This window comes from Synechococcus sp. CS-1326 (genome assembly GCF_025128115.1).
In the GTDB taxonomy this organism is placed as follows: domain Bacteria; phylum Cyanobacteriota; class Cyanobacteriia; order PCC-6307; family Cyanobiaceae; genus Regnicoccus.
Window position 1 is genome coordinate 14,147 of record NZ_JAHLYV010000015.1, and the last position, 26,174, is coordinate 40,320.

Genomic DNA, 26,174 nt, shown 5'->3' on the forward strand with positions numbered 1-26,174 from the left:
TTTCGATCCATACAATCAGCTCGCGCCACGCCTGCCAGCCGCCGCCCAGATGCGTGTTCTTTTCTTGATTCCCGGCGGCAGCGCATCCCAACTGCAGGCAATCCCCGCCGTGGCTGCCGTGGCCGCTGGGCTCAACGCCCAGGTTCAGGTGGCCTGCCCACAGGAGAGCGCGGCGGTCTGGAAACTGCTGCCGGCCGTTGAGAAGGTTCTGCCGTTCAGCTTTGCTGCCGGGGTCAGCCTGGCGGAGTGGGCCAACCTGCTCGGAGCCGTCCGGGAGCCGGATTTCCAGCTCTCGATCAACCTGGCCTCCGGCTGGGCCCTTGATCTGCTCCTCTCCCTCACCCACATCCCCACCCGGATCGCCCGTTCCGGTTTCTCGGCCACCACCAGGCTCCCGGCTCCCCCGGCTGGGTGGCCCAGTCAGGCCCTGGAGGCCTGGCTGCGGCCGCTGGAGCTGCCGCTCGATGCCGATGCCTTTCGGCTCAGCCTCCGGAAGGCGGATCTCGATGGCGCTGCCGCCCAGCTGCCGCCTGGCAAGGGCCCGTTGCTGCTGCTCGCTCCGATGCCGCAAACCAGCGTCTCCCCAGACTGGCCCGCCGCCCACTGGCAGGCCCTGCCAGAGGCGATCCGCGCCAGGCTGGCCGACCTGCGGGTGAGTCGCGCCAGCGGCGGCAGTCCTGTTCAGCAGGCCGCCCAGGTGGCCAGTGCCGATGTGGTGCTCAGCAGCGATCCGAGCATCACGGAGCTGGCTCTGCTGACAGGCACCCCCCTGGTGGCGCTGGGTCGCAGCGGCGACAGCCTGCCGCGCCGTGAGGGGGTACAAGGAGTCGGCACAGCAGGTGGCCTCGATCAGCTCGGTGTCGCCGAGGTGATGCAGGCCCTGGGACTGGGATAGGCGGCCCCTCGATCAACGGCTCCTCGATCAACGGCCCCTCGATCAACGGCCCCTCGATCAACGGCCCCTCGATCAAGGCATCTCCATCAGCGGCATCTCCATCAACGCCAATTTCCCAACGGCTCCGCTGGATGCCCTCCTCCAACACCACCCCCCTGCTCCTGCGCTTTCGCCGCCGGCCTCCGTCTGCCCGGAACCCGAAGCCGTGGAAAACCCCGCTGCTTTCGCTTTTCTTCGTGGTCAACGCCGCCGCGGTGGGTTATCGCCTCACCGAAGGCTGGGACTGGGGCGACTGCTACTGGATGGTGCTGATCATTCTCAGCACCCTCGGCTGGAGCGATGGCACCACCGAGACGCTCTCGGCGGCTGGCCGCTTCGTTACCACCTTTGCGCTCGTGGGAGGGCTGGTGGTGGTGCAGGTCACCATCCAGAGCCTGCTCGGACTGAGTGAATCCGGTTACTTCCGCCGGATGGGAGAACAACGTTTCCGCCGCTTCCTCATGACCATGGAAAACCATGTGATTCTCTGCGGCTATGGCCGCATCGGCCGTGAAATCGCCGAACAGCTCACCAGCGAAGGGGTGCCCGTGCTGGTGATTGAAATGGATCAGGACCGCAAGGAGGCGGCGGAAGACCGCGGCATCACCGTGCTGCAGTCCGACGCAACCCTCGACGAAACCCTGCTGGAGGCCGGAATTCACCGTTGCCGCAGCCTGGTGGCGGCCCTGCCCAGCAATGCCGCCAATCTCTACGTAGTGCTCAGTGCCCGCGGCATTGCTCCGCAATGCCGCCTGATCGCCCGCTCCGACAGCGATGAAGCGGAGCGCAAGCTGCTTCAGGCCGGCGCCAACCAGGTGGTGAGCCCCTATGTGGCCGGGGGACGCACCATGGCGGCCACGGCCCTTCGCCCGCTGGCGGTGCGGTTCATGGATCTGCTCTCCACGTCCGAATGTGAGGTGGAGGAGTTCCAGCTCAGTGAAGACGGTGCCCGGCTCGGTGACCTCAATGGCCGCAGCCTGGCGGAACTGGAGCTGGGGCGCCGCTCAGGGGCCCTGGTGCTGGCGATCCGCACTCCTGCGCCCAAGGTCGCCAATCCCTACAGCTACCGGGGCTCGACCTATCACCAGGAGGAGGCCAAGCTGATCGCCAACCCCGGCAGCGAGGTCCGGCTCGCGCCCGGCCAGATGCTTGTGGTGATGGGCAGTCAGGAGCAGCTGCAGCGCTTCACCTCCATTCTCGGCAAGGCCGTCGAGGGGGTTGCCGCGATGGTGGATTGAGGGGATCTGGGCCAATTCAGCCGCGGGGGATGCGGCCGGAAGCGGGCGACATACGATCGCTGCCTCCAGCATTCCCTCCCGATGCCCGCTCCCACTGCCCTGCCCCTGGAGGGTCAGACCGCCCTTGTCACCGGCGCCAGCCGGGGAATTGGCCGGGCCATCGCCCTGGCCCTGGCGGCGGATGGTGCCGAGCTGGTGGTCAACTACGCCAGCTCCAGCAATGCCGCCGAGGCCGTGGTGGCCGAGATCACGGCGGCGGGTGGCCGGGCCTGGGCATACCAGGCTGATGTGGCCGACGAAGCCCAGGTGGACGGACTGATCGAGGCGGTGCTGGCGCGCAGTGGCCGCCTCGACGTGCTGGTCAACAACGCCGGTATCACCCGCGATGGCCTGTTGCTGCGCATGAAGCGCTCCGACTGGCAGGCGGTGATCGATCTGAACCTCACCGGTGTCTTCCTCTGCACCCGCGCCGTCAGCCGCAGCATGCTCAAGGCCCGCCGCGGGCGCATCATCAACATCACCTCCGTGGTCGGCCTGAGCGGCAACCCCGGCCAGGCCAACTACAGCGCCGCCAAGGCCGGCGTGGTTGGCTTCACCCGCTCCGTCGCCGCGGAACTCGCCAGCCGTGGCATCACGGTCAACGCGGTGGCGCCGGGCTTCATCGCCACGGACATGACCGAGGGCCTGGATCCGGAGCCGATCCTCAGGGCGATTCCGCTCGGCCGGCTCGGCCAGCCCGAGGAGGTGGCCGGCGCCGTTCGCTTCCTGGCCGCAGACCCCGCCGCCGCTTACATCACCGGTCAGGTGCTCCAGGTGGATGGCGGCATGCTGATGAGCTGATCAGCTCTCCAGGGGCTGGCCCAGTTCCTCTCGCAGGCGACGGATGCGCTGGAGCAGCTTCAGCCTGCGGCTGCGGGCGGTCAGGGTGAGAAAGAGCCGGATCGGCACATAGACCACCGCCATCGCCAGGCCGAGGCCGGTGATGATCACGAAAGCCATCACATTGGGACCGGCCACCGGATCGGCGGCCACATCGCCCAGGGCACCGGCCAGGTTGGGGGTGATCAGTTCCTCCATGTCAAGACCCTATCGAGGCAGCGTGGCCGAAGCCGCGATTCGGCTTTCCCCACCCCCGATCCGCTGACATCCCCCACACCGCCATGGGAATCTGAGGCCTTCTCTGATCCGGGTATCGCGATGGCGTGCCCCACCACCAACCGATGGCCAAACTGATCTGCTTCTCGGATGCATCCCGCGCCGCCCTGGAGCGGGGGGTGAATGCGCTCGCTGACGCCGTCAAGGTCACCATCGGTCCCCGGGGCCGCAACGTGGTGCTGGAGAAGAAGTTCGGTGCCCCGGACATCGTCAATGACGGCGTGACGATCGCCAAGGAGATCGAGCTCGATGATCCGTTTGAAAATCTGGGTGCCAAGCTGATCCAGCAGGTGGCCTCCAAGACCAAGGATCAGGCCGGTGATGGCACCACCACCGCCACCCTGCTGGCCCAGGCGCTGGTACAGGAAGGTCTGCGCAATGTGGCGGCAGGGGCCAATCCCGTCGGCTTGCGGCGTGGCATGGAGGCCGCCGCCGCCGAGGTGGTCGATGGCATCGCCCGTCTGGCTCAGGTGGTGGCCGGTGACGCGATCCGCCAGGTGGCCACCGTGAGTGCCGGGGGAGATGAGCTGATCGGTCAGATGGTCGCCGATGCCATGGACAAGGTCAGCACCGACGGCGTGATCACCGTCGAGGAATCCCGTTCGCTTGCCACCGAGCTCGAGATCACCGAGGGGATGGCCTTTGACCGGGGCTACTCCTCCCCTTACTTCGTCACCGACGCCGATCGCCAGGTCTGCGATTTCGACAACGCCCTGTTGCTGGTCACCGATCGCAAGATCAGCGCGATTGCTGATCTCATCCCCGTGCTGGAAATGGTCTCGAAGGCAGGCACACCCCTGGTGATCCTGGCTGAGGAGGTCGAGGGAGAAGCCCTCGCCACCCTGGTGGTGAACAAGAATCGCGGCGTTCTGCAGGTGGCCGCCGTGCGTGCCCCCGCCTTCGGCGAGCGGCGCAAGGCCTCCCTGCAGGACATCGCCGTTCTCACCGGAGCCACCCTGATCAGCGAGGACCGGGCGATGACCCTCGACAAGGTCACCCTGGCGGATCTGGGCCGGGTGCGCCGGATCACGATCAGCAAGGACAGCACCACGATCGTGGGTAGTGATGACCACCGCGACGCCGTGGCCGAGAGGGTCGCCTCGATCAAGCGGGAATTGGAGGCCACCGATTCCGACTACGACCGCGAAAAGCTGAACGAGCGGATCGCCAAGCTGGCCGGTGGGGTGGCGGTGATCAAAGTCGGGGCCCCCACGGAAACCGAATTGCGCCACCGCAAGCTGCGCATCGAGGATGCCCTCAACGCCACCCGCGCAGCTGTGGAGGAGGGCATCGTGCCAGGTGGCGGCAGCACCCTGCTGCAGCTCGCCGCCCCGCTCGACGGCCTGATCGCCAGGCTGAGCGGAGACCAGCGCACCGGCGCCCAGATCGTGCAACGCTCCCTTTCCGCTCCGCTGCGTCAGATCGCTGACAACGCCGGCGCCAACGGTGTGGTGGTGGTGGCAGAGGCTCTGCGCTCAGGCAAGGGTTACAACGCCCTCAACGGTGAATACGAAGATCTGATCGCCGCCGGCATCCTGGATGCGGCCAAGGTGGTCCGACTGGCGCTTCAGGATGCCGTCTCGATTGCCGCCCTGCTGGTCACCACCGAAGTGCTGATCGCCGACAAGCCCGAACCCGCGGCTGCTCCCGCCCCCGGTGGCATGGATGGAATGGGCGGCATGGGTGGTATGGGAGGCATGGGGATGCCCGGCATGGGTGGAATGGGCATGCCCGGGATGATGTGAGCCTCCCGCTCACCGAGCCATCGCCTGGACGTAGGCCGCCACCTGGAGGTCAACCCCGGTGATGGCCGTCCCCACCACCACGGCATCGGCTCCCAGCTGGTGGGCCCGAAGGGCTTCGGAGCTGCTGGAGATTCCGCCCTCGCAGATCAGGGGCACTTCGGCCGGCAGGGCCGCTCGCAGGGGAGCCAGCAGCTCCCAGGCCGGCGGTCGGCAGGTGGCGGTTGCTTCGGTGTAACCATGCAGGGTGGTTCCTACCCAGTCGCAGCCCAGCTCAGCCGCCCGCAGTCCATTGGCCAGGCTGTCCACATCAGCCATCAGCGGCGCTCCCAGCTCGGCGTGGGCACGTTCGATCAGCCCGGCCAGGTCCTGGCCCCCAGGCCGGGCGCGATCGGTGCCGTCCAGGGCCACCAGGTCGGCACCGGCGGCCCAGACAGCCAGGATCTCTTCCCAGCCAGGCGTGATGTAAACGGAGCTGTCGGCAAAGCTGCGCTTCCACAATCCGACGATCAGGGCCTGCGGACAGCGCCGCCGTACGGCGCCGATGTGCTCAGGTCTCTCCAGCCTGACCCCGATCGCCCCCTGCTCGAGGCTGGCTGCCGCCATCGCCGCGATCACATCGGGATGGCGCATCGGCGATCCCTCCGGCGCCTGCACCGACACGATCAGCCCCCGTTGCAGGGTGGCGCGACTGAGCCGCTGGGGTAGGGGAGCAGGGGACACAGTGAAGGAAGGCGGCGGCGAACGCAGGCTCAGGAGGCCCGGCGCTGGTGGTCGTCCTGATGATCCGGCAACCAGGAACGCAGATCAGCCAGATCAGGATGGACCGGCGGCGGGGCTGGGAGCGGCACGGGGCCAGTTGGCTCCAGGGGCTGGACCAGGCTGAAGCGGCTGGTGACAGGGGCGTTCTCCTCAAGCAGGCGCTGATCGGTCTCGCCCTGGAAGGTGCTGGCCACCTCGTCGATGCAGTCGCGCACCAGGGTCTTCAGGCGCCGGATCGGGTGGAAACCCTGGGCCGGAGGGTTGCTGAGGGTGCCCTCGAGGGCACCCTCCATCGGTTGCTCCCCAGGGTCGAAGCTCCCTTGCGGTGGCGGCGTGATGGCTGCGGCCGTTGGTTCCTCCTCGATCCGGCCGGGCTCCAGGAGGCTCTGGTCGTGAATCAGCCGCTCCAGGGCCTCGACCCCATGGCGATGGGCCCAGCGGGCAGAGAGCCTGGCCACGGCAGGGTGATCCTGCTGTCGCAGGGCCTCGAGGAGCTGGATGCGGAGGGAGCGTTCAGGTGCCGGCAGGGCGGCAGGCCGGAGTGGGTCCGGCAGGGCGGAAGAGGGAGACACGGCGGCACTCAACTGAGTTTCCGATCCAACAGGGGCCGGATCAGCAGGAACAGACCGACGGCCAGGATGGCCAGCACCAGCAGGCAGTGGGCAGTGCTGAGAGCGCCGTAGGGCGCTTCCAGCACTGTTGCCGTCAGGGAGACGTTGCCGCCGTAGGCGGCGCGGATCGGTTCAATCGCGAAGGTAAGTGGATTCAGGGCCGCAAGCCAGCCCAACCAGGCCGGCATGAAGGAAATCGGTGCCAGGGCCGTGCTGGCGAACAGCAGCGGCAGGTTGACGACAAAGATGACCGCGATCAGCTCGATGTGGCCCGGCAGGGCGAAGGCGAGCCCAAGACTGAGCCCGGTCACGGCGAAGACCAGCAACAACAGGGTGATCAGGACCAGCAGCAATCCGTAGGTCCCCGGCCAGCCGTAGCCCAGCAGGGCAGCCGTGCCCATGATCGCCAGGCTCTGGACCAGGCTGAGGCTGGTGATGTACAGAACCGAGGCGATCACGATCGAGCTGCGCGAGCGCAACGGAGCCACCAGCAATCGATTCAGAAAGCCGAATTCCCGGTCGAACATCACCGGCAGGCCGGCATTGAGCGCCGCGCTGAAGGCCGTGAACACGATCACACCCGCCCCCAGGAAGCGCCCGTAGCTCATGCCATCGGGGAGCAGACCCTCCGGGGCTTTGGCGAACAGCGCTCCGAACAGCACCAGCCAGATCAGGGGCTGAAGCACGCCTGCCACCAGGGTCGAGGGCCGGCGGGCCAGTTGCAGGAACAGCCGCTTGGTCAGGGCGAGGATTTCCTGGCTCAGATCGGCCAGGGCCGACCGGGTGGCCTGTGGTGCCTCCGGCCGTGGAACGGGGGCGGAGAGGGAGGGGGCACTGGTCATCGCCGGAGAGGGAATGGAAGAAAGGGGTGGGATCGGAAGGAGGGATCAGCTCAACGCATCGCCTGCTTGCGCTCCGCCTTGGGGTCACGGCTGCCGGCCACCGCCAGCTCCGCATCCATCAGGGTGCGGCCGGTGGCCTGGAGATAGACATCATCCAGACTCGGGCGGCTCTGGGAGAGGGAGAAGACCGGCAGATCAGCCGCCGCGAGCTGGCGGCGCAGCGGCTCGATCACCGCCTCGCTCTCGACCACGAGGTTGAGCGAATGGCCCTGGGCCCTGTTCACCACCATCTGCTGAATGCCTGGGCAAGCCTGCAGCACCTGCTGCACCCGCGCCGCTTCGACGTCATCGCTGAACTCGCGCACCCGCAGGGTGACCCGATCACCGCCGAGGGCATTTTTCAAGGTGCTGGGACTGCCCTCGGCAATCACCCGCCCATCCTCAACGATGGCCAGCCGATCGGCCAGGGCGTCCACTTCCTCGAGGTAGTGGCTGCTGAGCAGCACCGTGGTGCCTTGATCGCGCAGCTGGCGCAACACCTGCCAGATCGTCGCCCGGCTCTCGATGTCAAGCCCGACGGTGGGCTCATCCAGCACCAGAACGGCAGGGTTGTGCAGCAGTCCACTGGCCAGGTCGAGCCGACGGCGCATCCCGCCGGAATAGGTTCCGCAGCGCCGATCGATCCAGTCGTGCATGGCGAGCAGGTCGGTCAGTTCGAGCAGCCGGGCCCGCAGACGATCGGCCGGCAGGTGGTACAGAGCCCCCTGGAGTTCGAGCAGCTCCCGTCCCGTGAGGATCTTGTCGATCGCCACCTCCTGGGCCACGTACCCCAGCAGTTCCCGGACGGCGCGAGGCTGGGCCAGGGCATCGATCCCCGCCACCCTCACATGGCCGCTGTCGGGGGCCAGCAGGGTGCAGAGAATGCGCAGGGCCGTGGTCTTGCCGGCCCCGTTGGGACCCAGCAGGCCATAGAGGCTTCCCTGCGAAACCTGCAGACTGAACCCCCCCAGGGCTTCGACCGGGCCGTAGCGCTTGTGGAGTTCTTCAAGCTCGATCACCGTTTCTGGCACCGCTGCTGACAGCCTTGAGCGGCTGATGGGACGACTCAATCTAGAAAGGGCTCCGGCGCCGCGCTCAGAGGGCCGAGGCCGGCAGGAACGGATAGGCAGCCACCAGCAACTGCCAGCACTGGCTGCTGAATGCGGCCGCTGCTGGCAGTCGGGCCAGCAGCAGCAGCAGGCAGATGCCGAACAGATACAGGATCGACCAGCGGAACAGCCCCTTGGCTGGCAGGGGGTCGTCCGGGCTGCTGGCCAGGGAACGGCCCATCTGCAGCAACCTTGAATTGAATGGCAGAACCAGCAGGCCATAGAGCAGTCCGCCCGTCGGCAGCGCCAGCACCCCCAGCCCGCTGACCAGCACCGTGGCCCAGGCGTAATGGCTGATCGCCCGGGTGGTGGGCACCACGCCCTTGACCACGGGAAGCATCGGAATGCCCACGGAGCGGTAGTCCTCCTTGAGCAGCAGGGCCAGCGCCCAGAAGTGAGCTGGAGTCCAGAGCATCACCAGGCTGAACAGCCACCATCCCCCCAGGCCCACCTGGCCGGTGGCCGCCGCGGCTCCGACCAGGGGGGGGATCGCCCCGGCGACCCCGCCGATCACGATGTTCTGGGTGGTGCGGGGCTTGAGCAGGGCTGTGTAGAGCAGCACATAGCTGCAAAGCCCAAGCAGGGCGAGGCCGGCCGCCAGGCAGTTCACCCCAACGACCAGCAGCACGGCCGCCAGGCAGGTGAGCCCTACGGCGATGCTGAAGGCGGTGGCCTGGGAGAGCCGACCTGAGGGGAGGGCGCGGCCGCTGGTGCGCAGCATCCGTCCGTCCAGCTCCTGCTCCCACAGACAGTTGAAGACACCGGCGGCGGCGGCGGCCAGGGCGCCGCCCACAAGGGTGCAGACCAGCCGTGGGGTGGGAAGGGGCCAGCCTTCCGATAACGCCATCCCACCCAGGGTGGTGGCAAGCAGCAGGGGGATCAGGCGGGGCTTGGCGATCTCAAGCCAGGCCGGCAGCCGGACCCGGGCCCGCGAAGGCACCAGCTCCGCTCGGCTCAGGGATTGGACCGAAGGGGCTGGAGCCACGCTGGCGCTAACCATGGGAGGTCTGCAGGGGGGAAGGGCTGGGGGCAGTCATGGGGCTGAGATCGGAGCTCCGCCAGGCCTGCACGGCCAGGGCGGCGAGGACAGCCACCAGCAGCGCGGCGGTGAGCTGGTGGCCAACGGTGACCAGTGGAACGGAGAGGGCCAGCCGCAGGGTGAAGACGCCCAGCAGGACCTGCAGGATCACCAGCAGGCTGGCTGCCACGGCCAGGGGCCAGTGCCGCCGCTGGGGGCCTGGCAGCAGGGCGATCGCCACTCCAACCAGCAGCACGGCGCCGGCGATGGGAGAGGCGAGCTGCCGGTGGACCGAAAGCCAGGCGCAGGAAGCGCCGGAGGAAAGGCAACGCCCTGATGCCCACTGGCTGGCCATCAGGGCGCCGGAGAGGGCCTGGACAAACACAGCAAGCCCGGCCGCCGCCGCAGCCAGCCACCAGAGCTGGCTGCGGGGGGATCGGATGGCAGGCGTGGGCTCCCCGGCTTCTGAGGAAAGGCAGCCGGCCAACCCCTGGTGCACTCCGCTGAGCAGGGCCACCAGAACCAGGGCCGTGGCCAGGTGGGCTGTGACGAGATCGAAACGCAGCAGCTGCAGAACCGTCAAAGCACCGAGGCCGCCCTGGACACCGACCAGAAGCAAGGCCGCACCGCTCAGCCAGGGCAACCAGCGGGGCAAGCGGGACCGGCGGAGCAGGCTGAGGCTGAACAGCACCAGCAACCCGATGCCCACGAGGAACGCATCGAGTCGGTGGAACCATTCGAGGAACACCTGGAGGGTCATCCGGTCGCCAGGCAGCAGGGTGCCGTAGCAGAGGGGCCAGTCCGGACAGGCAAGGCCGGCCTCCATCACCCGGGTGGCTCCACCGATGCCCACCAGCGCCACCAGGGCCACCACGAGGTGGGAGCTGAGAAAGAGCAAACCAGCAGTCATGGCAGACAAGCTAGCGATCGAATTTGACCGTGAACTCCACACCTGGATCTCCATACACGTCCCCCTGCGTCTGTGTGGAATCGCTCACGACATCGCGGCGAGTCGCAGTTGATCTTTTTGGCAACCCCCGCCGGAGCTCGACCACGCCATAGGGTGGGAGCAATGCGACCGGGTCATGCCCATTCCCTCCGCCATCGTGACCCTGGTTCTGGGCATGATCCTTGTCCTGAGCGGACTCTGGGTTGGTCAGAACGTCAATCTGCTTCCCGCGGCGGCCAGCACCAACGCTCCCCTTTACGACGAATTGTTTGCCGTCCTATTCACGATCGGAACAATCCTTTTCCTCGGAATTGTCGGTTTGCTGATTTTCAGTCTGGTGCGGTTTCGGCGCCGGGATGGAGATCTCGGCGATGGAGTGGCCGTTGAAGGGAATCTTCAGCTGGAGATTTTCTGGACGGCCATTCCGGCGATTGTGGTGCTCTTCGTGGGCATCTACAGCTATGACATCTATGACCGGATGGGCGGAATGATCCCCCTGGCCGATCCCCACGCCATGCACGCTTCCATGGGTTCTGCCGTGATGCCGGCCAGTGTCGAGGAGCTTGTCACCCAGGATGTTGAGCCACGGCTCTGGGGAGGGATCGGCTCTCCCGGCGGAACGGAGGCAGGCCTGTTGCCCGTGGAGGTCACAGCGCTTCAGTTCGCCTTCCTCTTTCATTATCCGGAAGGGGATTTCACCAGTGGGGAACTCCATGTCAAAGCCGGCCAGACCGTGGAGCTGCGCATGGAGGCCCGGGATGTGATCCACGCCTTCTGGGTTCCCCAGTTCCGGCTCAAGCAGGATGTCATCCCTGGCCAACCCACCGTTCTCACCTTCACCCCAACCCTGCCCGGTCAGTATCCGATCATCTGCGCAGAGCTGTGCGGCCCCTACCACGGCGGGATGCGCTCCACGGTGGTGGTGCATGAGCCGGAGGCCTTCGACAGCTGGCTGGCTTCGAACCGCCCAGCCACCCTTGCCTTGACTGCCCCGCTCGCCACAGGCTGAGTACGGTCCAGCTGATTTGTTCCATCCCTCCACCAGCACAGACCGGCGACGATGACTCTCTCCCTCCCGCCCCAGACCTCTCACTCGAGCAACCTGCAGCCGGAGGGCTGGCTTCGTTACCTGAGCTTCAGTCTTGATCACAAGGTGATCGGTCTTCAGTATCTGGTCACAGCCTTTTTCTTCTATCTGGTTGGTGGCGCCCTCGCCGGGATGATCCGGGTTGAGTTGCTCAGCCCGATTTCGGACTTCATGCCCCGCGAAACCTACAACGAAGTGCTCACCTTGCATGGCACGGTGATGATCTTCCTGTGGATCGTTCCTGTTGTGAACGGTGGCTTTGGTAATTATCTGATTCCGTTTTATGTCGGCGCGCGGGATATGGCATTCCCCCGGCTCAATGCCGTGGCCTTCTGGTTGATCCCTCCTGCTGGTTTCCTGCTGATCGCCAGCTATTTCATCGCTGGAGCTGCCCAGTCTGGTTGGACGGCTTATCCGCCGCTCAGCCTCACAACACCAGCTGCCGGCCAGGTGGTCTGGATCCTGAGTGTTCTGCTGCTGGGGGGGAGTTCAATCTTCGGTGGAATCAACTTCATCGCCACGGTGTTGAAGATGCGAAGGCCAGGGCTTGGAATGATGCAGTTGCCCATGTATTGCTGGGCCATGCTTGGAACCAGCATTTTGGTTGTTCTGGCCACGCCGGTGCTGGCTGGCACGCTTGTTCTGCTCAGTTTCGATATCATTGCTCACACCGGATTCTTCAATCCTGCACTGGGCGGCAATGCCGTTGTTTACCAGCATCTTTTCTGGTTTTACTCCCATCCAGCTGTTTACATCATGGTGCTGCCGGCCTTCGGCCTGGTCAGCGAGATCCTGCCGGTGCATGCCCGCAAGCCCTTGTTTGGCTATACCACAATGGTGTATTCCATTCTGGGCATTGTGTTTCTTGGCCTGATCGTGTGGGCCCATCACATGTTCACCAGTGCCACGCCTCCCTGGATGCGATTGTTCTTCACGATTGCCACCGCTTTCATCGCTGTGCCAACGGGCATCAAGTTCTTCAACTGGCTTGCCACCCTCTGGGGCGGAAAGATCGCCCTGAACAGCGCCATGCTGTTTTCCTGTGCCTTCATAGTTCATTTCGTTTTCGGAGGGATCACTGGTGTGGCCCTTGCTCAGGTTCCCTTTGATATCCATGTCCACGACACCTATTTTGTTGTAGGACACTTCCATTACATTGTTTATGGTGGAACGGTGTTCGTTGTGTTTGGCTCGATCTATCACTGGTTTCCAAAATTCACCGGCAGAATGTTGAACGAACCGCTCGGCAGGTTGCACTTCCTGCTCACCTTCATCGGTTTCAATCTCTGCTTTGCACCTCAGCACTGGCTCGGTCTCAACGGCATGCCCCGACGGGTGGCCGAATACGACCCCCAATTCACGCTTCTCAATCAGCTCAGCAGCGTCGGAGCCCTGCTGATGGCGATCAGCACGCTCCCCTTCCTGGTCAACGTGGTCTGGAGCGCCCTGGCCGGTCAGGTGGCAGGCGACAATCCCTGGAACGCCCTCACTCCGGAGTGGCTGACCAGTTCCCCGCCGCCGGTGGAGAACTGGAAGGGGCCGGCCCCGCTGGTGACCCATCCCTACGGATACGGGGTCCCGGAGGGTCAGATTGATCTCAAGGCCGTGTCAGGGTTGGAGATCTGGTCCGAGGGCCGTTGAAACGATGACCATCCTCACCTCCATTCCCGATCCATCCCCCACTCCCGAAGCAGGAGCTCTGGCGGCTGATACCGAGCATGTCGATCTGCGGATGTTCGGACTGGCCACCTTTCTGGTGGCCGACGGGATGACCTTCGCCGGCTTCTTCGCCGCCTACCTCACCTTCCGGGCGGTGAATCCCCTTCCACCGGGCGAGGTCTACGAGCTGGAGCTGATTCTTCCCACCCTCAACACCGCCCTGCTGGTGGCGAGCAGCTTCACGTTCCATCGTGCCGCCAAGGAGCTCAAGCAGTCCCGGAACGGGGCCTGCCGTCTCTGGCTGCTGATCACCGCCAGTCTGGGAGTGGCCTTTCTGGGGGGTCAGATGGTTGAGTATTTTTCTCTGCCCTTCGGCCTGACCGACAACCTGTTCGCCAGCACCTTCTACGCCCTGACCGGCTTTCACGGCCTGCATGTCTGCCTGGGGGCCCTCATGATCCTGATCGTCTGGTGGCAGGCGAGGGTTCCGGGTCGTTTCACCCCCGAGCATCACTTCGGCGTTGAAGCCGCTGAGCTGTACTGGCACTTTGTCGATGGGATCTGGTTGATTCTGTTCGGCATCCTTTATCTGCTCTGAACGACCTGCTCTGAAGGACCCGCTCTGAACAACCTGGTTTAAGCGCCGCTGGCGAGCGGCCAAACAGTGGTGCAACATTGGCAGAGCCATCTAGGCTCGGTGACATCCGATCGCCATGACGCAGACATCAATGCTGGAAGGGAAAATCCTGCTGGAGAAGGCGCGAACCCTGAGCAGTTGTTCGGAAGATGAGATCGCCAGGGCCTGCGGTTATGTCAGTCCGAGTGGTCGCCTGCTCAAGAAGAGTTTCTATCGCGCCCTCGTTGAGGCCAAGGGCTATCGGCTGGCGGGCAACACCCCTTCCGGCCGCGGCAACAAGGGACGCCAGGCTGATTTCCGCACCCGTGTGCATGGCAACGGCAACCTGCTGATCGGCCATGCCTACACCCGGCGGTTGGGTCTGGAACCAGGCCAGGAGCTTGAGATCCAGATCCATCAGGAAACCGGCTCGATCTTGCTGCTGCCCCTTGAGGAGAGCGTGCCAGGCAAGAACTGACCTGGGCGCTTCAGGCTTGAGGGGTCTGTGCTGGCCGTTCCGGATCGACAGGATCAACCGGATCGGCGTGGAAGCGGGAACTGAAGGCCAGCAGGTCGATGCCGCTGAACACGAAACTCACCCCCACCAGAATGCCCAGCACAGGCAGCGGGTAGCGCATCGTCAGGATCAGCAACCCAAGCAGCAGCGTGATCGCGCCGTTGGCCAGACCCCAGCCCCAGCCTGCCAGCTGGCGGTGGCTGGCCGCCACCAGAATCGCCACCACTCCTTCCACCACGAAGACCAGCCCGATCGCCAGGGAGAGGGCTGCCACCTGGGCGGCCGCGGCGGCCAGCCCGCCTCGGAACTGGCTGATCATCCAGGCCCCGGTGACCAGGAACAAGGTGGACACCACCAGCCGCCAGAAGGCATGCCAGCGGGTGAGATGACGGGCCCGGTAGAGGTTGTCCACCCAGCCGACGATCCCCCCCACCAGAAAGGCCACCGCCACGATCGCGGTGATCCAGAACGAGGTGACCACCGGGAAAATCAGGGCAAGCACCCCCAGCACCAGCATCAAGACACCCTCCGCGGTCGTGAAGGTGCGCAGTGCGGTGATCGCCTTGCGGTCCAGCAGCATGGATCCGGTGCAGGTGATCGGAACCTAGTCCGAACCGTGAACCCTCGCCGGGCCTGAGCAACCTCTCGACAGGATCGGGTCTGGAGCGGATGGTCAGCTCCAGCCGTTCTCGGCCAGCCAGGCATCATCCACCCTGGATGGTTCGGCGGAAGGCGCGCTGGCCGCTCGGGTGGCGATCAGTCGTTCGGTGTACTTGGCGAGCAGATCAGCCTCGAGATTGATCCTGTCCCCCACCTGTCTCTGCTCAAGCGTGGTGCTTGTCCAGGTGAGGGGGATCACGGCGATCCAGAACCGATCCCCACCGGGACTGGCGCCAGCCACCGTGAGGCTGATCCCATCCACGGCCACGCTGGCTTTGTCGCAGACATAACGGCCGTAGGCCGCATCAAGCCAGCGAAGCTCCAGTTGCCAGGAGCCTGGGAGCTGCCGGATGCCGGTCACCTCGCCGAGCCCATCCACATGGCCGCTGACCAGATGGCCACCGATCCGGTCGGCCAGCCGCAGGGCAGGCTCCAGATTCACCGCCGCGCCCCCGGCGGCCTTGGCGGCCAGAGTGCTGCGGCTGAGCGTCTCCGCGCTGACATCCGCCCGGAAGCCGCCTGCCTGCAGCTCCGCCACGGTCAGACAGACGCCATCCACCGCCACGCTGTCACCGAGGGCGAGCGTGAATGAATCGTTGATCCCGTCGACGATCACGCCGCGGGGGTGGCGCCTGAGCCGACCCACCGCCTGAACCAACCCGGTGAACATCCGCCCATTGAAGGACCTGCCCATAATGGCCAACGGGCAGGCGCAGCTAAATCATGGTGGAAATGCGCGTTGTCGGCATCGCCCTCGATGCGGCCAGTCGCAGCCCGATCGTGCTGCTTCGCGATCCCTGCGGTCGCCGTCAGGTGCCGATCTGGATCGACCAGGCCCAGGCCCAGAACATCCTGGCCGGGATGGGTGGCCAGGCGCCCCCCCGGCCGCTCAGCCACGATCTGATGGCCACCCTGATGGCGGCGGCGGGCCTCACCCTGGAGCGGGTGATCATCCACGCCATCGAGGACAGCACCTTTCGTGCTGTGCTGAAGCTGACCACCGCCGCCGGTGAGGGGCGGGAGATCGATTGCCGGCCCAGTGATGCGATCGCCCTGGCCCTTCGCACCGATGCCGGCATCTGGATGCTTGAGGAGGTGGTGGCGGACGCCTCGATCCCCGTCGATGCCGAAGCCGACGCCGAGGACCAGGAAGACTTCCGCCGCTTTCTCGATCGGGTCAGCCCGGCGGAGCTGATCCGCAACGTCCGTCGCTCCCAGCGTCAGGGCGACCCTGACCCGGAAGCCGGTCCCGAGCCATCGGGCTCCTCCCCCCAGGATCCACCTGGCGACCCTTCCGGTGCCCCCGGCTGATCCGGGGCCGGTCCGGCGCCCGTTCGGGCGTGGACCGGCCGTTTCCCTGTTCAGCCTCGGCACGATGCGGGCGCTGGAGAGCGCTGACCAGATGGAGCGGCTGCTGGCTGCCGCCCTGGAGGCCGGCATCAACCATCTGGAAACTGCGCCTGCCTACGGACCCGCCGAGCGATATCTGGGCCTGGCCCTGGGCCAGCTGGCGGTGCAGCGGGACCGGGTGGTGATCACCAGCAAGATCCTGCCCGGGCCCGGCCTGCGGCAGGGGCAGGCCCAGCTGCGCGCCTGCCTGGAGCGGCTGGGGGTGGAGCGGCTCGACAACCTGGCGGTGCACGGCCTCAACCGGCCGGAACACCTGGCCTGGGCCCTGACCGGGGAAGGCGGTGAGCTGCTGCGCTGGGCCCAGGGCGAAGGGTTGGTGGGGCAGCTGGGCTTCAGCAGCCACGGCAGCTCCGAGCTGATCGAATCAGCTCTTTCGAGCGGCCGCTTCGGCTTCTGCAGCCTCCATCTTCATCTGTTCGATCAGCAGCGGCTGCCCCTGGCCCGCCAGGCCCTGGCCGAGGGGATCGGTGTGCTGGCGATTTCACCTGCCGACAAGGGCGGCCGTCTCTACGACCCACCGCCTTCGCTGCTGGAGGATTGCGCCCCGTTCGCGCCGTTGGAGCTCGCCTATCGCTTCCTGTTGAGCGCAGGAATCAGCACGCTCAGCCTTGGAGCTGCCCAGCCTGGCGATCTGGCCTGGGCCGTCCGCCTCGCCGCCGCCGACGGTCCACTCAGCACGGCTGAGCAGGCCGCGCTGGCTCGACTGGCCGCCGCCGGGCGTCAGCGCCTGGGGGCCGAACGCTGCGGCCAGTGCCGCGCCTGTCTTCCCTGCCCGGTGGACGTACCGATCCCGGAGCTGCTGCGCCTGCGGAACCTGGTGCTCGGCCATGGCATGGAGGCCTTTGCCCGGGAGCGCTACAACCTGATCGGCCGGGCCGGCCACTGGTGGGAAGCGCTCGATGCCAGGGCCTGTGAGCGCTGTGGCGCCTGCCTGCCCCGCTGTCCCCATGGTCTGGCGATTCCCGATCTGCTCGCCGAGACCCACGGACTGCTGGCGGCGTCCCCTCGGCGGCGGCTCTGGGGTTAGCGCTGGCTCAGCTGGGAGCTGCGTGGTCCCAGAGTTGCTGGTAGCGGAAGCGTTCCTCAGCGGCCAGGGGCGGCAGGGAGTTGCAGTTCGCCAGCACCGCCGCCTCGGGATAGAGCAGGGCAGCCACGGCCTCCGGCCACTGGGCCAGGGCCGGAGCCAGCCTCTCGCGCCGCAGCGGAGGAACCCAGCCTGCCGCCAGCAGGCGGGGCTGAAGCGACGCTTCACCCAGCTGACGGATCCAGGCCAGCGGGGCGGGTTCGCGGCTCCCTGAGGGCCGCAGCAGCAGGTTCCACCACAGCGGCGAGCCGCTGGCCGGCAACAGGGCCGTGAGTCTGGAATCACTGCGCAGCAGGGGCAGGAGCCGTTGGCTTGGAACCACGGCCGCTTCGGCCTTGCCCCGCAGCAGCAGGTTGAGGCCATCGCGGTCGTCGAAGGCCCGCGCCTGGCCCCGCAGGCGCCTGAGCTGGGGGAGGAGCCGCGGGTCGGCCAGGCCACCGCTCTGGCGGCTCGACCGACCGATCTGCCGCAGGGCCAGCTCGATCACCACCCTGGGGCTGGAAGGGAGCAGCACCAGGCCCTTGAGTCGTTCATCCAGCAGGAGGTTCCAGCCCTCGGCGTGGCGCTCGGCCAGATCCCGGCGGTTGCGCAACACCAGCAGCCAGGTGCCGAAGGCCCAGGGATAGGCGAGCGGAGCCCTGGAAATCAGGCCGTCGGCCGGCGGCGGCTCGGTGAACAGGCGGCTCACCGGTTCGGCGAAGGGGGCCAGCCCATCGAAGAGGGCCGCCGCCCCGGTGGCGCCTGGAGGCGTGAAGGGTTGCAGCTGGTCTGGCCTGATCTCCTGGAGCCAGCCGTCGGGCCACTGCAGCAGATCGGCGTCGGCGAGCCGCGCCAGGGCCGCGGCCGGGCTCTCCTCAGCCTGGCTGCGCCACGGATCGGGCAAACGCTTCAGCCAGGCCGCCGGCAGGTCTCCGCGGCTGTAAAGCAGCCGCGCCGCGGTTGTGCTGCCGCAGCCGGCGATCAGGCCCAGGCCGCCGAGGGCTCCCCACCGCAGCAGCCGGCGGCGGCTCAGAGGCGTGATCAGGGGCGAAGGCGGATGCATAGAAGCGGACCCTAGGCGCAGCCCTCCAGCTGCTCGCAGGCCAGGTCACAGGCCTCGCTGAGCTGGGCGAGCCGCCGGCCGGAGAGCTCCCAGAGCAGGGCGAGGCCACCGGCTCCCACCCCCTCTTTCACATAGCCCCGTTCATAGTCGCGCAGGCCACGGCTGCGGCAGCCGTGGAATCGCAGGCCGGTGGCGAAGGCGATCGGCTCCACCCGCCAACGGCTGCCGATCCGCTGCAGCAACAGGGACAGATCACTGCCAGGTTCGCCCGCCACCCAGGCGGTGGTGACCAGAGCGGTCCCAGCCACCAGCCCTGGCCTCAGGTCGTCGGGTGCCAGGGCCAGGGCCAGGGCGAGCACCGCCGCCATCTGGCTGCCACCGGCCAGAAGCACGGGGATCTCAGCGGCGGCGGCGGCCAGCACCAGGCCGGCGGCCAGGGGTTGCATCGGATCGCCCACCGCTGCCACCACCCGCAGCGGATCCACCGGCTCTCCTGACGGCAGCCGCCAGAGTTCGGCGGCGCGCAGCCCCTGCTCCACCAGGGAGGCCTTCAGGGCGTGGGCCGGCTGCCGCAGGCTGCCGCTCACCAGGCCGGCGGCCTCGATGCCCAGGCCACTCAGCACCGCCTGGGCGGTGCTGGTGCCTCCGGGCACACATTCGGCCAACACCAGAGGGGGCTGGCCAGGCCGACGGGCCCAGCCCCTGGCCCAGCTCTCCCCCAGCTGAACCAACCGGCTCACCCGTTCCGGTGCCATGGCGGCACCCGTGCTCAGGCAGCGGGCCGGCAACTGGCCGAGCCGGAGATGGGGCACCGCCGGCATCACCGGGCAGCCCAGATCCACCACCAGGGTCTCCAGGGCCAGCTCCCGGCGCACCACATGGCTGATCAGGGCGGGGCTCACTCCGGCCGGCAACGGCGGCAGGGCATGGCAGCGACCAGGCCCCGGTCCCCGCAGCAGCAGCTCGGCGTCGGCGGCGGCGGTGAGGCGTCGGGATGCCGCCGTCGCCCCAGCGGCGGATATCCCTGCCACCTCGGCGGTCTGGGTGCCGGCCAGCAGCAGCAGCAGCTGGGCGTCCGGCGTTCCCGCCCGCAACCGCTCGCACCAGGAGCGAGCGCTGGCCGGGTCGCCACTCAACGCAGAGGGGAATTCAGAGGGAATCTCAGAGGGGATCAAGGCTGACCAGGGAGCGCAACGCTGCTGGTGGTTCGCTGATCGGAGCCTGCAGCTTTGGAAAGATCCAGTAGGCCACCGCATGGAGGGCCAGCACATAGATCAGGTTCTGGACCAGCACCAGCAGCAGGGCCATGGCCTGCACCTGTTGCAGGTCGGGGCCGACCCCCAGGTTGAGCAGGCCGCTGAGCCGCTCCAGCAGCCCGGCGGCGGCGGCGGTGATCAGCACCCAGAGATTTTCGCCGAGCAGCAAGGAGAGCACCGCCACCCGCACCAGAAAACCGGCGCTGCCGATCAGCAGCCCCACACCCCAGGTCAGCCACCAGCTCCAGGTCCGCCGCCAGCCCCAGCCCAGCCAGAGGGCCAGCAAGCCATAGGGGAACAGCACCAGTGGTCCGCGGATCGGGCCCATCAGGGCAACGAGCAGCAGGGCGGCCACCACAAGGCCTTCCCAGCCACAGCGCCAGCCCTGGCGAAGTTGCAACAACGCCAGGGGCAGCGGCAGGGCCAGGCGAAACAGCGCACCACCGACCGGCAGGTAGTAGAGACCGGCCCAGAGCAGGGCCGTGGCGGCCGCCAGGTAGGCCGTTTCCACCAGTTGCAGAGCCTGTCTCCGACTGAGCTGGCGGGAAGGGCTGTCCTGGACGGGGCTGCCCTGGCTGGGGCCTGGCTGCGGGGAGAGGGACATGGCGTCGGCTCAGCGGGGCGCCGGCGCCGGCGTGGAGGCGGGTTGTGAGCTGGTGGGGGCTGCTCCCTCCGCTGGGCTGGTTGAGCGAATCCGCTCGATCGTTTCCACCTCGAAGCGAACCCCCGCCGCCCGCAGGGCCTCGGTGACCACCTCGGCGGGAGCGGCGGGGTCGGCGGCGGGCAGTTTCAGGGTGACCCTGTAAGGAACGGCAGCTGAGCTGGCCGCCACTTTTGGGGTGGGCGCCGATTTTGGCGTCTGGCCTGGATTGGCCGTGGCCTTGGGCCTGGCCGTTGCCGGGTTCGTTGCTGCGGCGCCTGGTACTGCGGTGCCAGGGAGGCCTGGCCTGGCAGGGCCAGGGGGATTCGCCGGAGCGACGCCTGCGGCGGGTGGGGCCGGCGGCGCCTGGGTGGTTGGTGTGGCCGGTTGGCCGGCAACGCCGCCAGGCGGATCGAAGCCGGCGGCAAGCCGTTCACCGATCGGGTTACCACTGCAGCTGCTCAGGGAGAGGCCCAGCAGCACGGTGGCACCCAGCAGCAGCCCTGAGGAGGCCCCCATCAACTCGAGGCGGCCTTGACGATTCGAACGGCGCTGGCACGGAGCCGGCCTGTTTTGGTGGTGGCCGGTTTCCGGGCGGCCGGCGTTGCCTTGCCGGCGGATTGGCTGTCGGTCTTGCTGGCGGTCTTGCCGGCGGCCTTGGTGGCAGCCGGCTTGCGGCCTTTCGCTTTGCTGCTTCCAGCCTTGGCTGCCAGCAACGCGACGGCTTCTTCCTGGGTGATCGTTTCAGCGGTGCTGCCCTCGGGCAGTGAGGCGTTGAGCTTGCCCTGCTTGACGTAGAGCCCGTAGGGACCATCGAACACCTGGATGGCTTCCCCCTCCCCACCGGGGCTGCCGAGATCCTTGAGGGCGGTGCGACCACCACGGCCCTTCTTCGGGATGGCCAGCAGCTCGATCGCCCGGGCGAGATCCACCTCCAGAACATCATCCTCCGGCTTCAAGGAGCGGTAGTCCTTCTCGCCTTTGCCCTTGTCATGAACGATGTAGGGACCGAACCGGCCCAGGCCGGCCTGCACCTTGCCACCGTCGGAATGCTCACCAAGCAGCCTGGGGAGGCGCAGCAGACCGAGGGCCGCCTCAAGGCTGAGTTCCTCCGGCTTCACCCCCTTGGGCAGGGAGGCGCGTTTCGGCTTGGGATTTTCCTCGCTCACCTGGCCCCGTTGCAGGTAGGGGCCGTACTGGCCGAACAGCAGGTAGATCGCCTCGCCTGATTCCGGGTCCTCGCCAATGCTTTCCGGCCCTTCCGTTTTCTGCCTGAGGATCTGCTCGGCGTGCTCGGCATCGAGTTCGGCCGGGGTGATCTCGATCGGCAGGGTGGCCTTGACCAGCTCCTCGCTGCCATCGTCCGCGACCCGCCTGGCCTCGAGATAGGCACCGAAGCGGCCGATCCGCACCACGCAGGGCAGCCCCTCCATCGCAATGGTGCGGGAGGCGGTGGGGTCGATGTCACCCTCCCGCTGCTGCACCTGGGTTTCCAGGCCCTTCTCCCCTTTGAAGAAACCGTTCAGATAGGGGAGCCACTGTTCCTTGCCGGTGGAGATCTCATCAAGCGTGGTCTCCATGCGGGCGGTGAAGCTCGTGTCGACCAGATCGGGGAAATGCTCCTCCAGCAGGGCGGTCACGGCGAAGGCGGTGAAGCTGGGTGTCAGGGCGTTGCCAGCCAGGGTGGCGTAGCCCCGGTCGATGATCGTGCCGATGATGCTGGCGTAGGTGGAAGGGCGGCCGATGCCCTCCTTCTCGAGCATCTTCACCAGGGCGGCTTCGCTGTAGCGCGCCGGTGGCTGGGTCTGGTGGCCCAGGGCTTCCACCTGCCTGCAGGCGGGGCTGTCCCCCACGGCCAGAGCCGGCAGCAGCACCTCCTGTCCCTCCAGGGCCGCTTCGGGATCATCGCTTCCCTCCACGTAGGCCCGGAAGAAACCGGCAAAGTCGATCCGCTTGCCGGAGGCCCGGAAGCTGGCCTCCCCCACCTGCAACTCCACGCTGAGCATGGTGAGGCGGGCGTCGGCCATCTGGCTGGCCACGGTGCGCTTCCAGATCAACTCGTAGAGCGCCAGGTCCTTGCCGTCGAGGCCGGTCTCCCTGGGCGTGCGGAACTGGTCGCCGGAGGGGCGGATCGCCTCGTGGGCCTCCTGGGCGTTGCGGGACTTGGTGCTGAACTGACGCGGTGCCGGGCTGAGATAGTTCTGGCCGTACTTTTCGGCCACACAGCTGCGGGCGGCCAGGATCGCCTGCTCGGAAAGATGCACCGAGTCGGTGCGCATGTAGGTGATGAAGCCGCGTTCGTAGAGCCCCTGGGCCGTGCGCATCGTGTCGCGGGCCGAAAGCCGCAGCTTGCGGTTGGACTCCTGTTGCAGGGTGCTGGTGATGAAGGGGGGAACGGGCTTGCGCACCGTGGGTTTCTCCTCCACCTCCGCAACCCGCCAGGAGCTGGTTTCCACCGCCGCCTGGAGGGCCTGGGCCTCGGATTCGCTGAGCAGCTTCACCTTGCTGCCGGCCTTGAGGCCTCCGCTGGTTTCGTCGAAGTCGGCGCCGGTGGCGATCCGCTCCCCTTTCAGGTGGGTGAGTTTGGCTTCGAAGCCGACGCCGGCCTGTTCGAGCCGGGCCTTGAGGTCCCAGTAGCTGCCGCTGCGGAAGGCCCGCCGGGCCCTTTCCCGCTGCACCAGCAGCCGCACCGCCACAGATTGCACCCGGCCGGCTGAGAGCCCCCAGGCCACCTTCTTCCACAGCAGTGGCGAGAGGGTGTAACCCACCAGGCGATCGAGGATGCGCCGCGTTTCCTGGGCATGGACCAGCTCCATGTCGAGCTCGCGCGTCTGGTCGAGGGCGCGGGAGATGGCCTCCTTGGTGATTTCGTGGAACACCATTCGCTTGACCGGCACCTTGGGGGCAAGCAGCTGCAGCAGGTGCCAGCTGATGCTTTCGCCCTCCCGGTCCTCGTCCGTCGCCAGCAACAGCCGCTCGGCGCCCTTGAGGGCGTCCTTGAGCTCCTTGACGATCTTCTTCTTGTCCTTCGGCACCACGTAGAGGGGCTCGAAGTCGTTGGTGGTGTTGACGCCCAGGTTGGCCCACTTCTCGCCCTTGTAGGCCGCCGGAATCTCGCTGGCGTTGTTGGGCAGGTCGCGGACGTGACCCATCGAGGCCTCGACACGAAAATCAGCCGGCAGGAACCCACGGATGGTTCTCGCCTTGGTGGGGCTCTCGACGATGACCAGGGTGTGCGCCACAGGCAGGCGAAAATCCGCTCCCCTCTTTATCGCATCGACGGGCCCAACGTTACGAAGACTGCCGGGCAACGCCGCTACAGTCCGCAGCATCAGGCGGTCTCTTGCAGCTTTGACCATCCCGCTCGGATCTCTCCCCATGCTGTTCGCGGACACTGTGGCGGCAGCGGCATCACCGCCGGAACTGGGGATCACGGTCCTCCAGCTCAATGCCGGCGCGATCGCACCGGAGAGCGCCATCCTCGTGGCCCTGCTGATCTGCCTGCTGGTGGATCTGGCCGGGGAGGAGGCAGCCACCCGCTGGGTTCCCGCGATTTGCTACGCCGGCCTCGGCACGGCCCTGGTGCTGCTCGCCCTGCAGTGGAACGGTCCGGTTGAACCCTCCTTCCTCGGCTCCTTCCTGGCCGACAACCTGGCGGTGGCGTTCCGGAGCGTGGTGGCCGCATCCACCCTGCTCTCGCTCCTGATCAGCTGGCGCTACGTGGAGCAGAGCGGAACACCCGTCGGCGAGTACGCCGCCATTCTGCTGGCCGCCACGCTCGGGGCCATGTTCCTCTGCGGGGCCACCGACCTGGTGAGCATCTTCGTGGCGCTGGAAACCCTCTCGGTGTCGAGCTATCTGCTCTCCGGCTACATGAAGCGCGATGCGCGCTCCGGAGAGGCGGCCCTCAAGTACCTGCTGGTCGGCTCGGCCGCCGCGGCGGTCTTTCTGTACGGTGCCTCGCTGCTCTACGGACTGACCGGAGGCTCCACCAATCTGGAGGCGGTCGGCCTGGCTCTCCAGACCAGTGCCACCCCCGTGACCGCCCTGGCGCTGGTGTTTGTGCTGGCCACCGTGGCCTTCAAGATCGCCGCCGTTCCCTTCCACCAGTGGACCCCGGATGTCTACGAAGGTTCCCCGACCCCTGTGGTGGCGTTTCTTTCCGTGGGTTCCAAGACCGCCGGTTTCGCCCTGGCGCTACGCCTGCTGGTCGGTTGCTTCGAGAGCTTCGACGCCCAGTGGAAAGTGCTGTTCACGGTGCTGGCGGTGCTGAGCATGACCCTCGGCAACGTGGTGGCCCTCGCCCAGACCTCGATGAAGCGGATGCTGGCCTACAGCTCGATCGGTCAGGCCGGCTTCGTGATGATCGGTCTGGTCTGCGGAACGGAAGAAGGCTTCGCGGCCATGGTGCTTTACATGGCGGCCTATCTGTTCATGAATCTGGGCGCCTTCGCCTGCATCATTCTGTTCTCGTTGCGCACCGGCAGTGATCGGATTTCCGACTACGCCGGTCTTTATCAGAAGGATCCGCTGATCACCCTGGGGCTGAGTCTCTGCCTGCTCTCGCTGGGCGGGATTCCTCCGATGCTCGGCTTCTTCGGCAAGATCTACCTGTTCTTTGCCGGTTGGGCTGATCACCAGTACCTGCTGGTGGTTGTGGGCCTGATCACCTCGGTGGTGTCGATCTATTACTACATCTCCGTGATCAAGATGATGGTGGTCAAGGAGCCCCAGGAGGCTTCAGATGTGGTGAAGGCCTACCCGCCGATCAGCTGGACTCTCACCGGCATGAAGCCGCTTCGCGCCGCCCTGGTGGCCTGCGTTCTGATCACGGCCGTCGGCGGCGTTCTTTCCAATCCCCTGTTCAACTGGGCCAACAGCGCCGTGGCCGGAACCCCCATGCTCCAGCAGGCGATCGCCAGTGGCGTCGCCGCCCCGGTGGGATGACCGCCACGCTCCGGTCAGGCAGGCTGGCCGTCCGGCAGCAGGAGCCGGTCGCTCAACTGAGCCATATCAGCAAGGTCTATGGCTCCGGAGACACCGAGGTCCGCGCCCTTGATGACCTCAGTCTCACCGTCCAGGTCGGCGACTATCTCGCCGTGATGGGGGCATCAGGCTCCGGCAAGAGCACGGCGATGAATATCATCGGCTGCCTCGATCGTCCCAGCTCCGGCCATTACCTGCTGAGCGGCACTTCGGTGGAGGAACTCAGCGACGACGAACTGGCCGACCTGCGCAACCAGCGTCTTGGCTTCGTGTTCCAGCAGTTTCATCTGCTCGCCAACATGAGCGCCATGGACAACGTGATTTTGCCGATGGTCTATGCCGGTCTGCCGGCCCGGCAGCGGCGCGAACGGGCCAGGCAGGCGCTCGAGCGGGTGGGTCTGGGCCACAGGCTGGAGAACAGACCCAATGAGCTCTCCGGTGGTCAGCAGCAGAGGGTGGCGATTGCCCGGGCGATCATCAACGAACCGGCCCTGCTGCTGGCCGACGAACCCACCGGCGCCCTCGACTCCCACACCACCCAGGAAGTGCTGGGCATCTTCGATCAGCTCCACGACCAGGGCATGACGGTGGTGATGGTCACCCATGAAGACGATGTCGCCGCCCGTGCCGACCGGATCGTGCACTTCCGGGATGGGCGGGTGGCTGGTTGAGTTCACCGGCGGGATGATGCCTCCGGCGGCTCAGCCCGCGCAGCGGGCAAGGCCGCCTTTGGGATCATTCCGGCGGTGAACACCACTGGGGGAGGGTCTCCTGGAGAGCGGGAAGGTTCATGAGACCTCTGCTCATGCGACCTATGC

Annotated in this window: 26 protein-coding genes; 12 read left to right on the forward strand and 14 right to left on the reverse strand. The window is 66.8% G+C overall.

The window, feature by feature from the left end; translation table 11 throughout:
* Window positions 1-49: 49 nt before the first annotated feature.
* The 3 genes from KQ307_RS05015 (at window position 50) to fabG (ending at window position 3,012) form a co-directional block, all read left to right on the forward strand.
* A complete protein-coding gene (locus KQ307_RS05015) occupies window positions 50-895 on the forward strand; it encodes a glycosyltransferase family 9 protein (RefSeq protein WP_259727184.1) in 846 nt (281 codons plus the stop codon).
* A gap of 131 nt (window positions 896-1,026) precedes the next feature.
* The gene (locus KQ307_RS05020; protein WP_259727185.1) at window positions 1,027-2,172 is read left to right on the forward strand and encodes a potassium channel protein; all 1,146 of its coding nucleotides are present in this window, start codon (window positions 1,027-1,029) and stop codon (window positions 2,170-2,172) included.
* Between the two features lie 81 nt (window positions 2,173-2,253).
* Window positions 2,254-3,012, forward strand: a complete 759-nt coding sequence (fabG, locus tag KQ307_RS05025; RefSeq protein ID WP_259727186.1) for a 3-oxoacyl-[acyl-carrier-protein] reductase — start codon at window positions 2,254-2,256, stop codon at window positions 3,010-3,012.
* On the opposite strand, the gene KQ307_RS05030 is transcribed toward fabG, so the two are convergent.
* On the reverse strand, window positions 3,013-3,249 hold the full coding sequence (locus KQ307_RS05030; protein ID WP_259702972.1) for a hypothetical protein: 237 nt from the start codon (window positions 3,247-3,249) through the stop codon (window positions 3,013-3,015).
* Between the two features lie 143 nt (window positions 3,250-3,392).
* On the opposite strand from KQ307_RS05030, the gene groL reads away from it, so the two are divergent.
* Window positions 3,393-5,072: a chaperonin GroEL gene (gene groL / locus KQ307_RS05035; RefSeq protein WP_259702894.1), complete on the forward strand. Its 1,680-nt coding sequence runs from the start codon at window positions 3,393-3,395 to the stop codon at window positions 5,070-5,072.
* Between the two features lie 9 nt (window positions 5,073-5,081).
* On the opposite strand, the gene KQ307_RS05040 is transcribed toward groL, so the two are convergent.
* From KQ307_RS05040 to KQ307_RS05065, 6 genes are all read right to left on the reverse strand, one after another.
* On the reverse strand, window positions 5,082-5,792 hold the full coding sequence (locus KQ307_RS05040) for an N-acetylmannosamine-6-phosphate 2-epimerase (RefSeq protein ID WP_259727187.1): 711 nt from the start codon (window positions 5,790-5,792) through the stop codon (window positions 5,082-5,084).
* A 29-nt stretch (window positions 5,793-5,821) separates the two neighbouring features.
* Window positions 5,822-6,403: a hypothetical protein gene (locus tag KQ307_RS05045; RefSeq protein ID WP_259727188.1), complete on the reverse strand. Its 582-nt coding sequence runs from the start codon at window positions 6,401-6,403 to the stop codon at window positions 5,822-5,824.
* Window positions 6,404-6,411: 8 nt separating this feature from the next.
* On the reverse strand, window positions 6,412-7,284 hold the full coding sequence (locus KQ307_RS05050; protein WP_259727189.1) for an ABC transporter permease: 873 nt from the start codon (window positions 7,282-7,284) through the stop codon (window positions 6,412-6,414).
* 50 nt (window positions 7,285-7,334) lie between these two features.
* A complete protein-coding gene (locus KQ307_RS05055) occupies window positions 7,335-8,342 on the reverse strand; it encodes an ATP-binding cassette domain-containing protein (RefSeq protein WP_259727190.1) in 1,008 nt (335 codons plus the stop codon).
* 76 nt (window positions 8,343-8,418) lie between these two features.
* Window positions 8,419-9,432 carry a heme o synthase gene (locus KQ307_RS05060; RefSeq protein ID WP_259702899.1) on the reverse strand — a complete coding sequence of 338 codons (1,014 nt, stop codon included), beginning with the start codon at window positions 9,430-9,432 and terminating at the stop codon, window positions 8,419-8,421.
* Window positions 9,425-10,360, reverse strand: coding sequence for a heme A synthase (locus KQ307_RS05065; RefSeq protein WP_259702900.1), 936 nt, complete (start codon window positions 10,358-10,360; stop codon window positions 9,425-9,427). The genes KQ307_RS05060 and KQ307_RS05065 overlap by 8 nt, the downstream gene beginning before the upstream one ends.
* A gap of 175 nt (window positions 10,361-10,535) precedes the next feature.
* Here KQ307_RS05065 and KQ307_RS05070 point away from each other — a divergent pair, with 175 nt between their 5' ends.
* The 4 genes from KQ307_RS05070 to KQ307_RS05085 all read left to right on the forward strand — a co-directional run bounded on the left by KQ307_RS05070 (window position 10,536) and on the right by KQ307_RS05085 (window position 14,239).
* Entirely contained in the window at window positions 10,536-11,408 is an 873-nt protein-coding gene (locus KQ307_RS05070; protein ID WP_259727191.1) for a cytochrome c oxidase subunit II, read from the forward strand.
* A 51-nt stretch (window positions 11,409-11,459) separates the two neighbouring features.
* The gene (gene ctaD, locus KQ307_RS05075) at window positions 11,460-13,127 is read left to right on the forward strand and encodes a cytochrome c oxidase subunit I (RefSeq protein WP_259727192.1); all 1,668 of its coding nucleotides are present in this window, start codon (window positions 11,460-11,462) and stop codon (window positions 13,125-13,127) included.
* Between the two features lie 4 nt (window positions 13,128-13,131).
* Window positions 13,132-13,743: a heme-copper oxidase subunit III gene (locus KQ307_RS05080; RefSeq protein ID WP_399241848.1), complete on the forward strand. Its 612-nt coding sequence runs from the start codon at window positions 13,132-13,134 to the stop codon at window positions 13,741-13,743.
* A gap of 130 nt (window positions 13,744-13,873) precedes the next feature.
* Window positions 13,874-14,239: an AbrB family transcriptional regulator gene (locus tag KQ307_RS05085; protein WP_259702965.1), complete on the forward strand. Its 366-nt coding sequence runs from the start codon at window positions 13,874-13,876 to the stop codon at window positions 14,237-14,239.
* Between the two features lie 10 nt (window positions 14,240-14,249).
* Here KQ307_RS05085 and KQ307_RS05090 read toward each other — a convergent pair whose 3' ends face one another.
* Together KQ307_RS05090 and KQ307_RS05095 are read right to left on the reverse strand one after the other, a co-directional pair.
* Window positions 14,250-14,858: an HdeD family acid-resistance protein gene (locus tag KQ307_RS05090; protein ID WP_259702903.1), complete on the reverse strand. Its 609-nt coding sequence runs from the start codon at window positions 14,856-14,858 to the stop codon at window positions 14,250-14,252.
* Window positions 14,859-14,951: 93 nt separating this feature from the next.
* A complete protein-coding gene (locus tag KQ307_RS05095) occupies window positions 14,952-15,608 on the reverse strand; it encodes a riboflavin synthase (protein WP_259727193.1) in 657 nt (218 codons plus the stop codon).
* 53 nt (window positions 15,609-15,661) lie between these two features.
* Between KQ307_RS05095 and KQ307_RS05100 the strand changes: the two genes are divergently transcribed.
* Window positions 15,662-16,249: a bifunctional nuclease family protein gene (locus KQ307_RS05100; RefSeq protein ID WP_259727194.1), complete on the forward strand. Its 588-nt coding sequence runs from the start codon at window positions 15,662-15,664 to the stop codon at window positions 16,247-16,249.
* Between the two features lie 64 nt (window positions 16,250-16,313).
* On the forward strand, window positions 16,314-17,375 hold the full coding sequence (locus KQ307_RS05105) for an aldo/keto reductase (protein ID WP_259727239.1): 1,062 nt from the start codon (window positions 16,314-16,316) through the stop codon (window positions 17,373-17,375).
* 7 nt (window positions 17,376-17,382) lie between these two features.
* Here KQ307_RS05105 and KQ307_RS05110 read toward each other — a convergent pair whose 3' ends face one another.
* From KQ307_RS05110 to topA, 5 genes are read right to left on the reverse strand one after another with little or no spacing between them, the layout of a single operon-like run.
* Window positions 17,383-18,474, reverse strand: a complete 1,092-nt coding sequence (locus tag KQ307_RS05110; protein WP_259727195.1) for a twin-arginine translocation pathway signal — start codon at window positions 18,472-18,474, stop codon at window positions 17,383-17,385.
* A gap of 11 nt (window positions 18,475-18,485) precedes the next feature.
* The gene (gene cobT / locus KQ307_RS05115; RefSeq protein WP_259727196.1) at window positions 18,486-19,610 is read right to left on the reverse strand and encodes a nicotinate mononucleotide-dependent phosphoribosyltransferase CobT; all 1,125 of its coding nucleotides are present in this window, start codon (window positions 19,608-19,610) and stop codon (window positions 18,486-18,488) included.
* A 25-nt stretch (window positions 19,611-19,635) separates the two neighbouring features.
* Window positions 19,636-20,334, reverse strand: coding sequence for a DUF2232 domain-containing protein (locus KQ307_RS05120; RefSeq protein ID WP_259702908.1), 699 nt, complete (start codon window positions 20,332-20,334; stop codon window positions 19,636-19,638).
* 9 nt (window positions 20,335-20,343) lie between these two features.
* A complete protein-coding gene (locus tag KQ307_RS05125; protein ID WP_259727197.1) occupies window positions 20,344-20,889 on the reverse strand; it encodes a hypothetical protein in 546 nt (181 codons plus the stop codon).
* A complete protein-coding gene (topA, locus tag KQ307_RS05130) occupies window positions 20,889-23,612 on the reverse strand; it encodes a type I DNA topoisomerase (protein WP_259727198.1) in 2,724 nt (907 codons plus the stop codon). The genes KQ307_RS05125 and topA overlap by 1 nt, the downstream gene beginning before the upstream one ends.
* Window positions 23,613-23,748: 136 nt before the next feature.
* Here topA and KQ307_RS05135 point away from each other — a divergent pair, with 136 nt between their 5' ends.
* On the forward strand, window positions 23,749-25,317 hold the full coding sequence (locus KQ307_RS05135) for an NAD(P)H-quinone oxidoreductase subunit N (protein WP_399241853.1): 1,569 nt from the start codon (window positions 23,749-23,751) through the stop codon (window positions 25,315-25,317).
* Entirely contained in the window at window positions 25,314-26,027 is a 714-nt protein-coding gene (locus KQ307_RS05140; protein WP_259727199.1) for an ABC transporter ATP-binding protein, read from the forward strand. The genes KQ307_RS05135 and KQ307_RS05140 overlap by 4 nt, the downstream gene beginning before the upstream one ends.
* The last annotated feature ends 147 nt before the right edge of the window (window positions 26,028-26,174 follow it).

Bases quoted from the DNA above. Each gene is read 5' to 3' on its own strand.
- KQ307_RS05015 (WP_259727184.1), top strand. From the start codon at position 50: ATGCGTGTTCTTTTCTTGATTCCCGGCGGCAGCGCATCCCAACTGCAG.
- KQ307_RS05020 (WP_259727185.1), top strand. From the start codon at position 1,027: ATGCCCTCCTCCAACACCACCCCCCTGCTCCTGCGCTTTCGCCGCCGG.
- fabG (WP_259727186.1), top strand. From the start codon at position 2,254: ATGCCCGCTCCCACTGCCCTGCCCCTGGAGGGTCAGACCGCCCTTGTC.
- KQ307_RS05030 (WP_259702972.1), bottom strand. From the start codon at position 3,249: ATGGAGGAACTGATCACCCCCAACCTGGCCGGTGCCCTGGGCGATGTG.
- groL (WP_259702894.1), top strand. From the start codon at position 3,393: ATGGCCAAACTGATCTGCTTCTCGGATGCATCCCGCGCCGCCCTGGAG.
- KQ307_RS05050 (WP_259727189.1), bottom strand. From the start codon at position 7,284: ATGACCAGTGCCCCCTCCCTCTCCGCCCCCGTTCCACGGCCGGAGGCA.
- KQ307_RS05060 (WP_259702899.1), bottom strand. From the start codon at position 9,432: ATGGTTAGCGCCAGCGTGGCTCCAGCCCCTTCGGTCCAATCCCTGAGC.
- KQ307_RS05065 (WP_259702900.1), bottom strand. From the start codon at position 10,360: ATGACTGCTGGTTTGCTCTTTCTCAGCTCCCACCTCGTGGTGGCCCTG.
- KQ307_RS05070 (WP_259727191.1), top strand. From the start codon at position 10,536: ATGCCCATTCCCTCCGCCATCGTGACCCTGGTTCTGGGCATGATCCTT.
- ctaD (WP_259727192.1), top strand. From the start codon at position 11,460: ATGACTCTCTCCCTCCCGCCCCAGACCTCTCACTCGAGCAACCTGCAG.
- KQ307_RS05080 (WP_399241848.1), top strand. From the start codon at position 13,132: ATGACCATCCTCACCTCCATTCCCGATCCATCCCCCACTCCCGAAGCA.
- KQ307_RS05085 (WP_259702965.1), top strand. From the start codon at position 13,874: ATGCTGGAAGGGAAAATCCTGCTGGAGAAGGCGCGAACCCTGAGCAGT.
- KQ307_RS05090 (WP_259702903.1), bottom strand. From the start codon at position 14,858: ATGCTGCTGGACCGCAAGGCGATCACCGCACTGCGCACCTTCACGACC.
- KQ307_RS05095 (WP_259727193.1), bottom strand. From the start codon at position 15,608: ATGTTCACCGGGTTGGTTCAGGCGGTGGGTCGGCTCAGGCGCCACCCC.
- KQ307_RS05100 (WP_259727194.1), top strand. From the start codon at position 15,662: ATGGTGGAAATGCGCGTTGTCGGCATCGCCCTCGATGCGGCCAGTCGC.
- KQ307_RS05105 (WP_259727239.1), top strand. From the start codon at position 16,314: ATGCGGGCGCTGGAGAGCGCTGACCAGATGGAGCGGCTGCTGGCTGCC.
- KQ307_RS05110 (WP_259727195.1), bottom strand. From the start codon at position 18,474: ATGCATCCGCCTTCGCCCCTGATCACGCCTCTGAGCCGCCGCCGGCTG.
- KQ307_RS05120 (WP_259702908.1), bottom strand. From the start codon at position 20,334: ATGTCCCTCTCCCCGCAGCCAGGCCCCAGCCAGGGCAGCCCCGTCCAG.
- KQ307_RS05125 (WP_259727197.1), bottom strand. From the start codon at position 20,889: ATGGGGGCCTCCTCAGGGCTGCTGCTGGGTGCCACCGTGCTGCTGGGC.
- KQ307_RS05135 (WP_399241853.1), top strand. From the start codon at position 23,749: ATGCTGTTCGCGGACACTGTGGCGGCAGCGGCATCACCGCCGGAACTG.
- KQ307_RS05140 (WP_259727199.1), top strand. From the start codon at position 25,314: ATGACCGCCACGCTCCGGTCAGGCAGGCTGGCCGTCCGGCAGCAGGAG.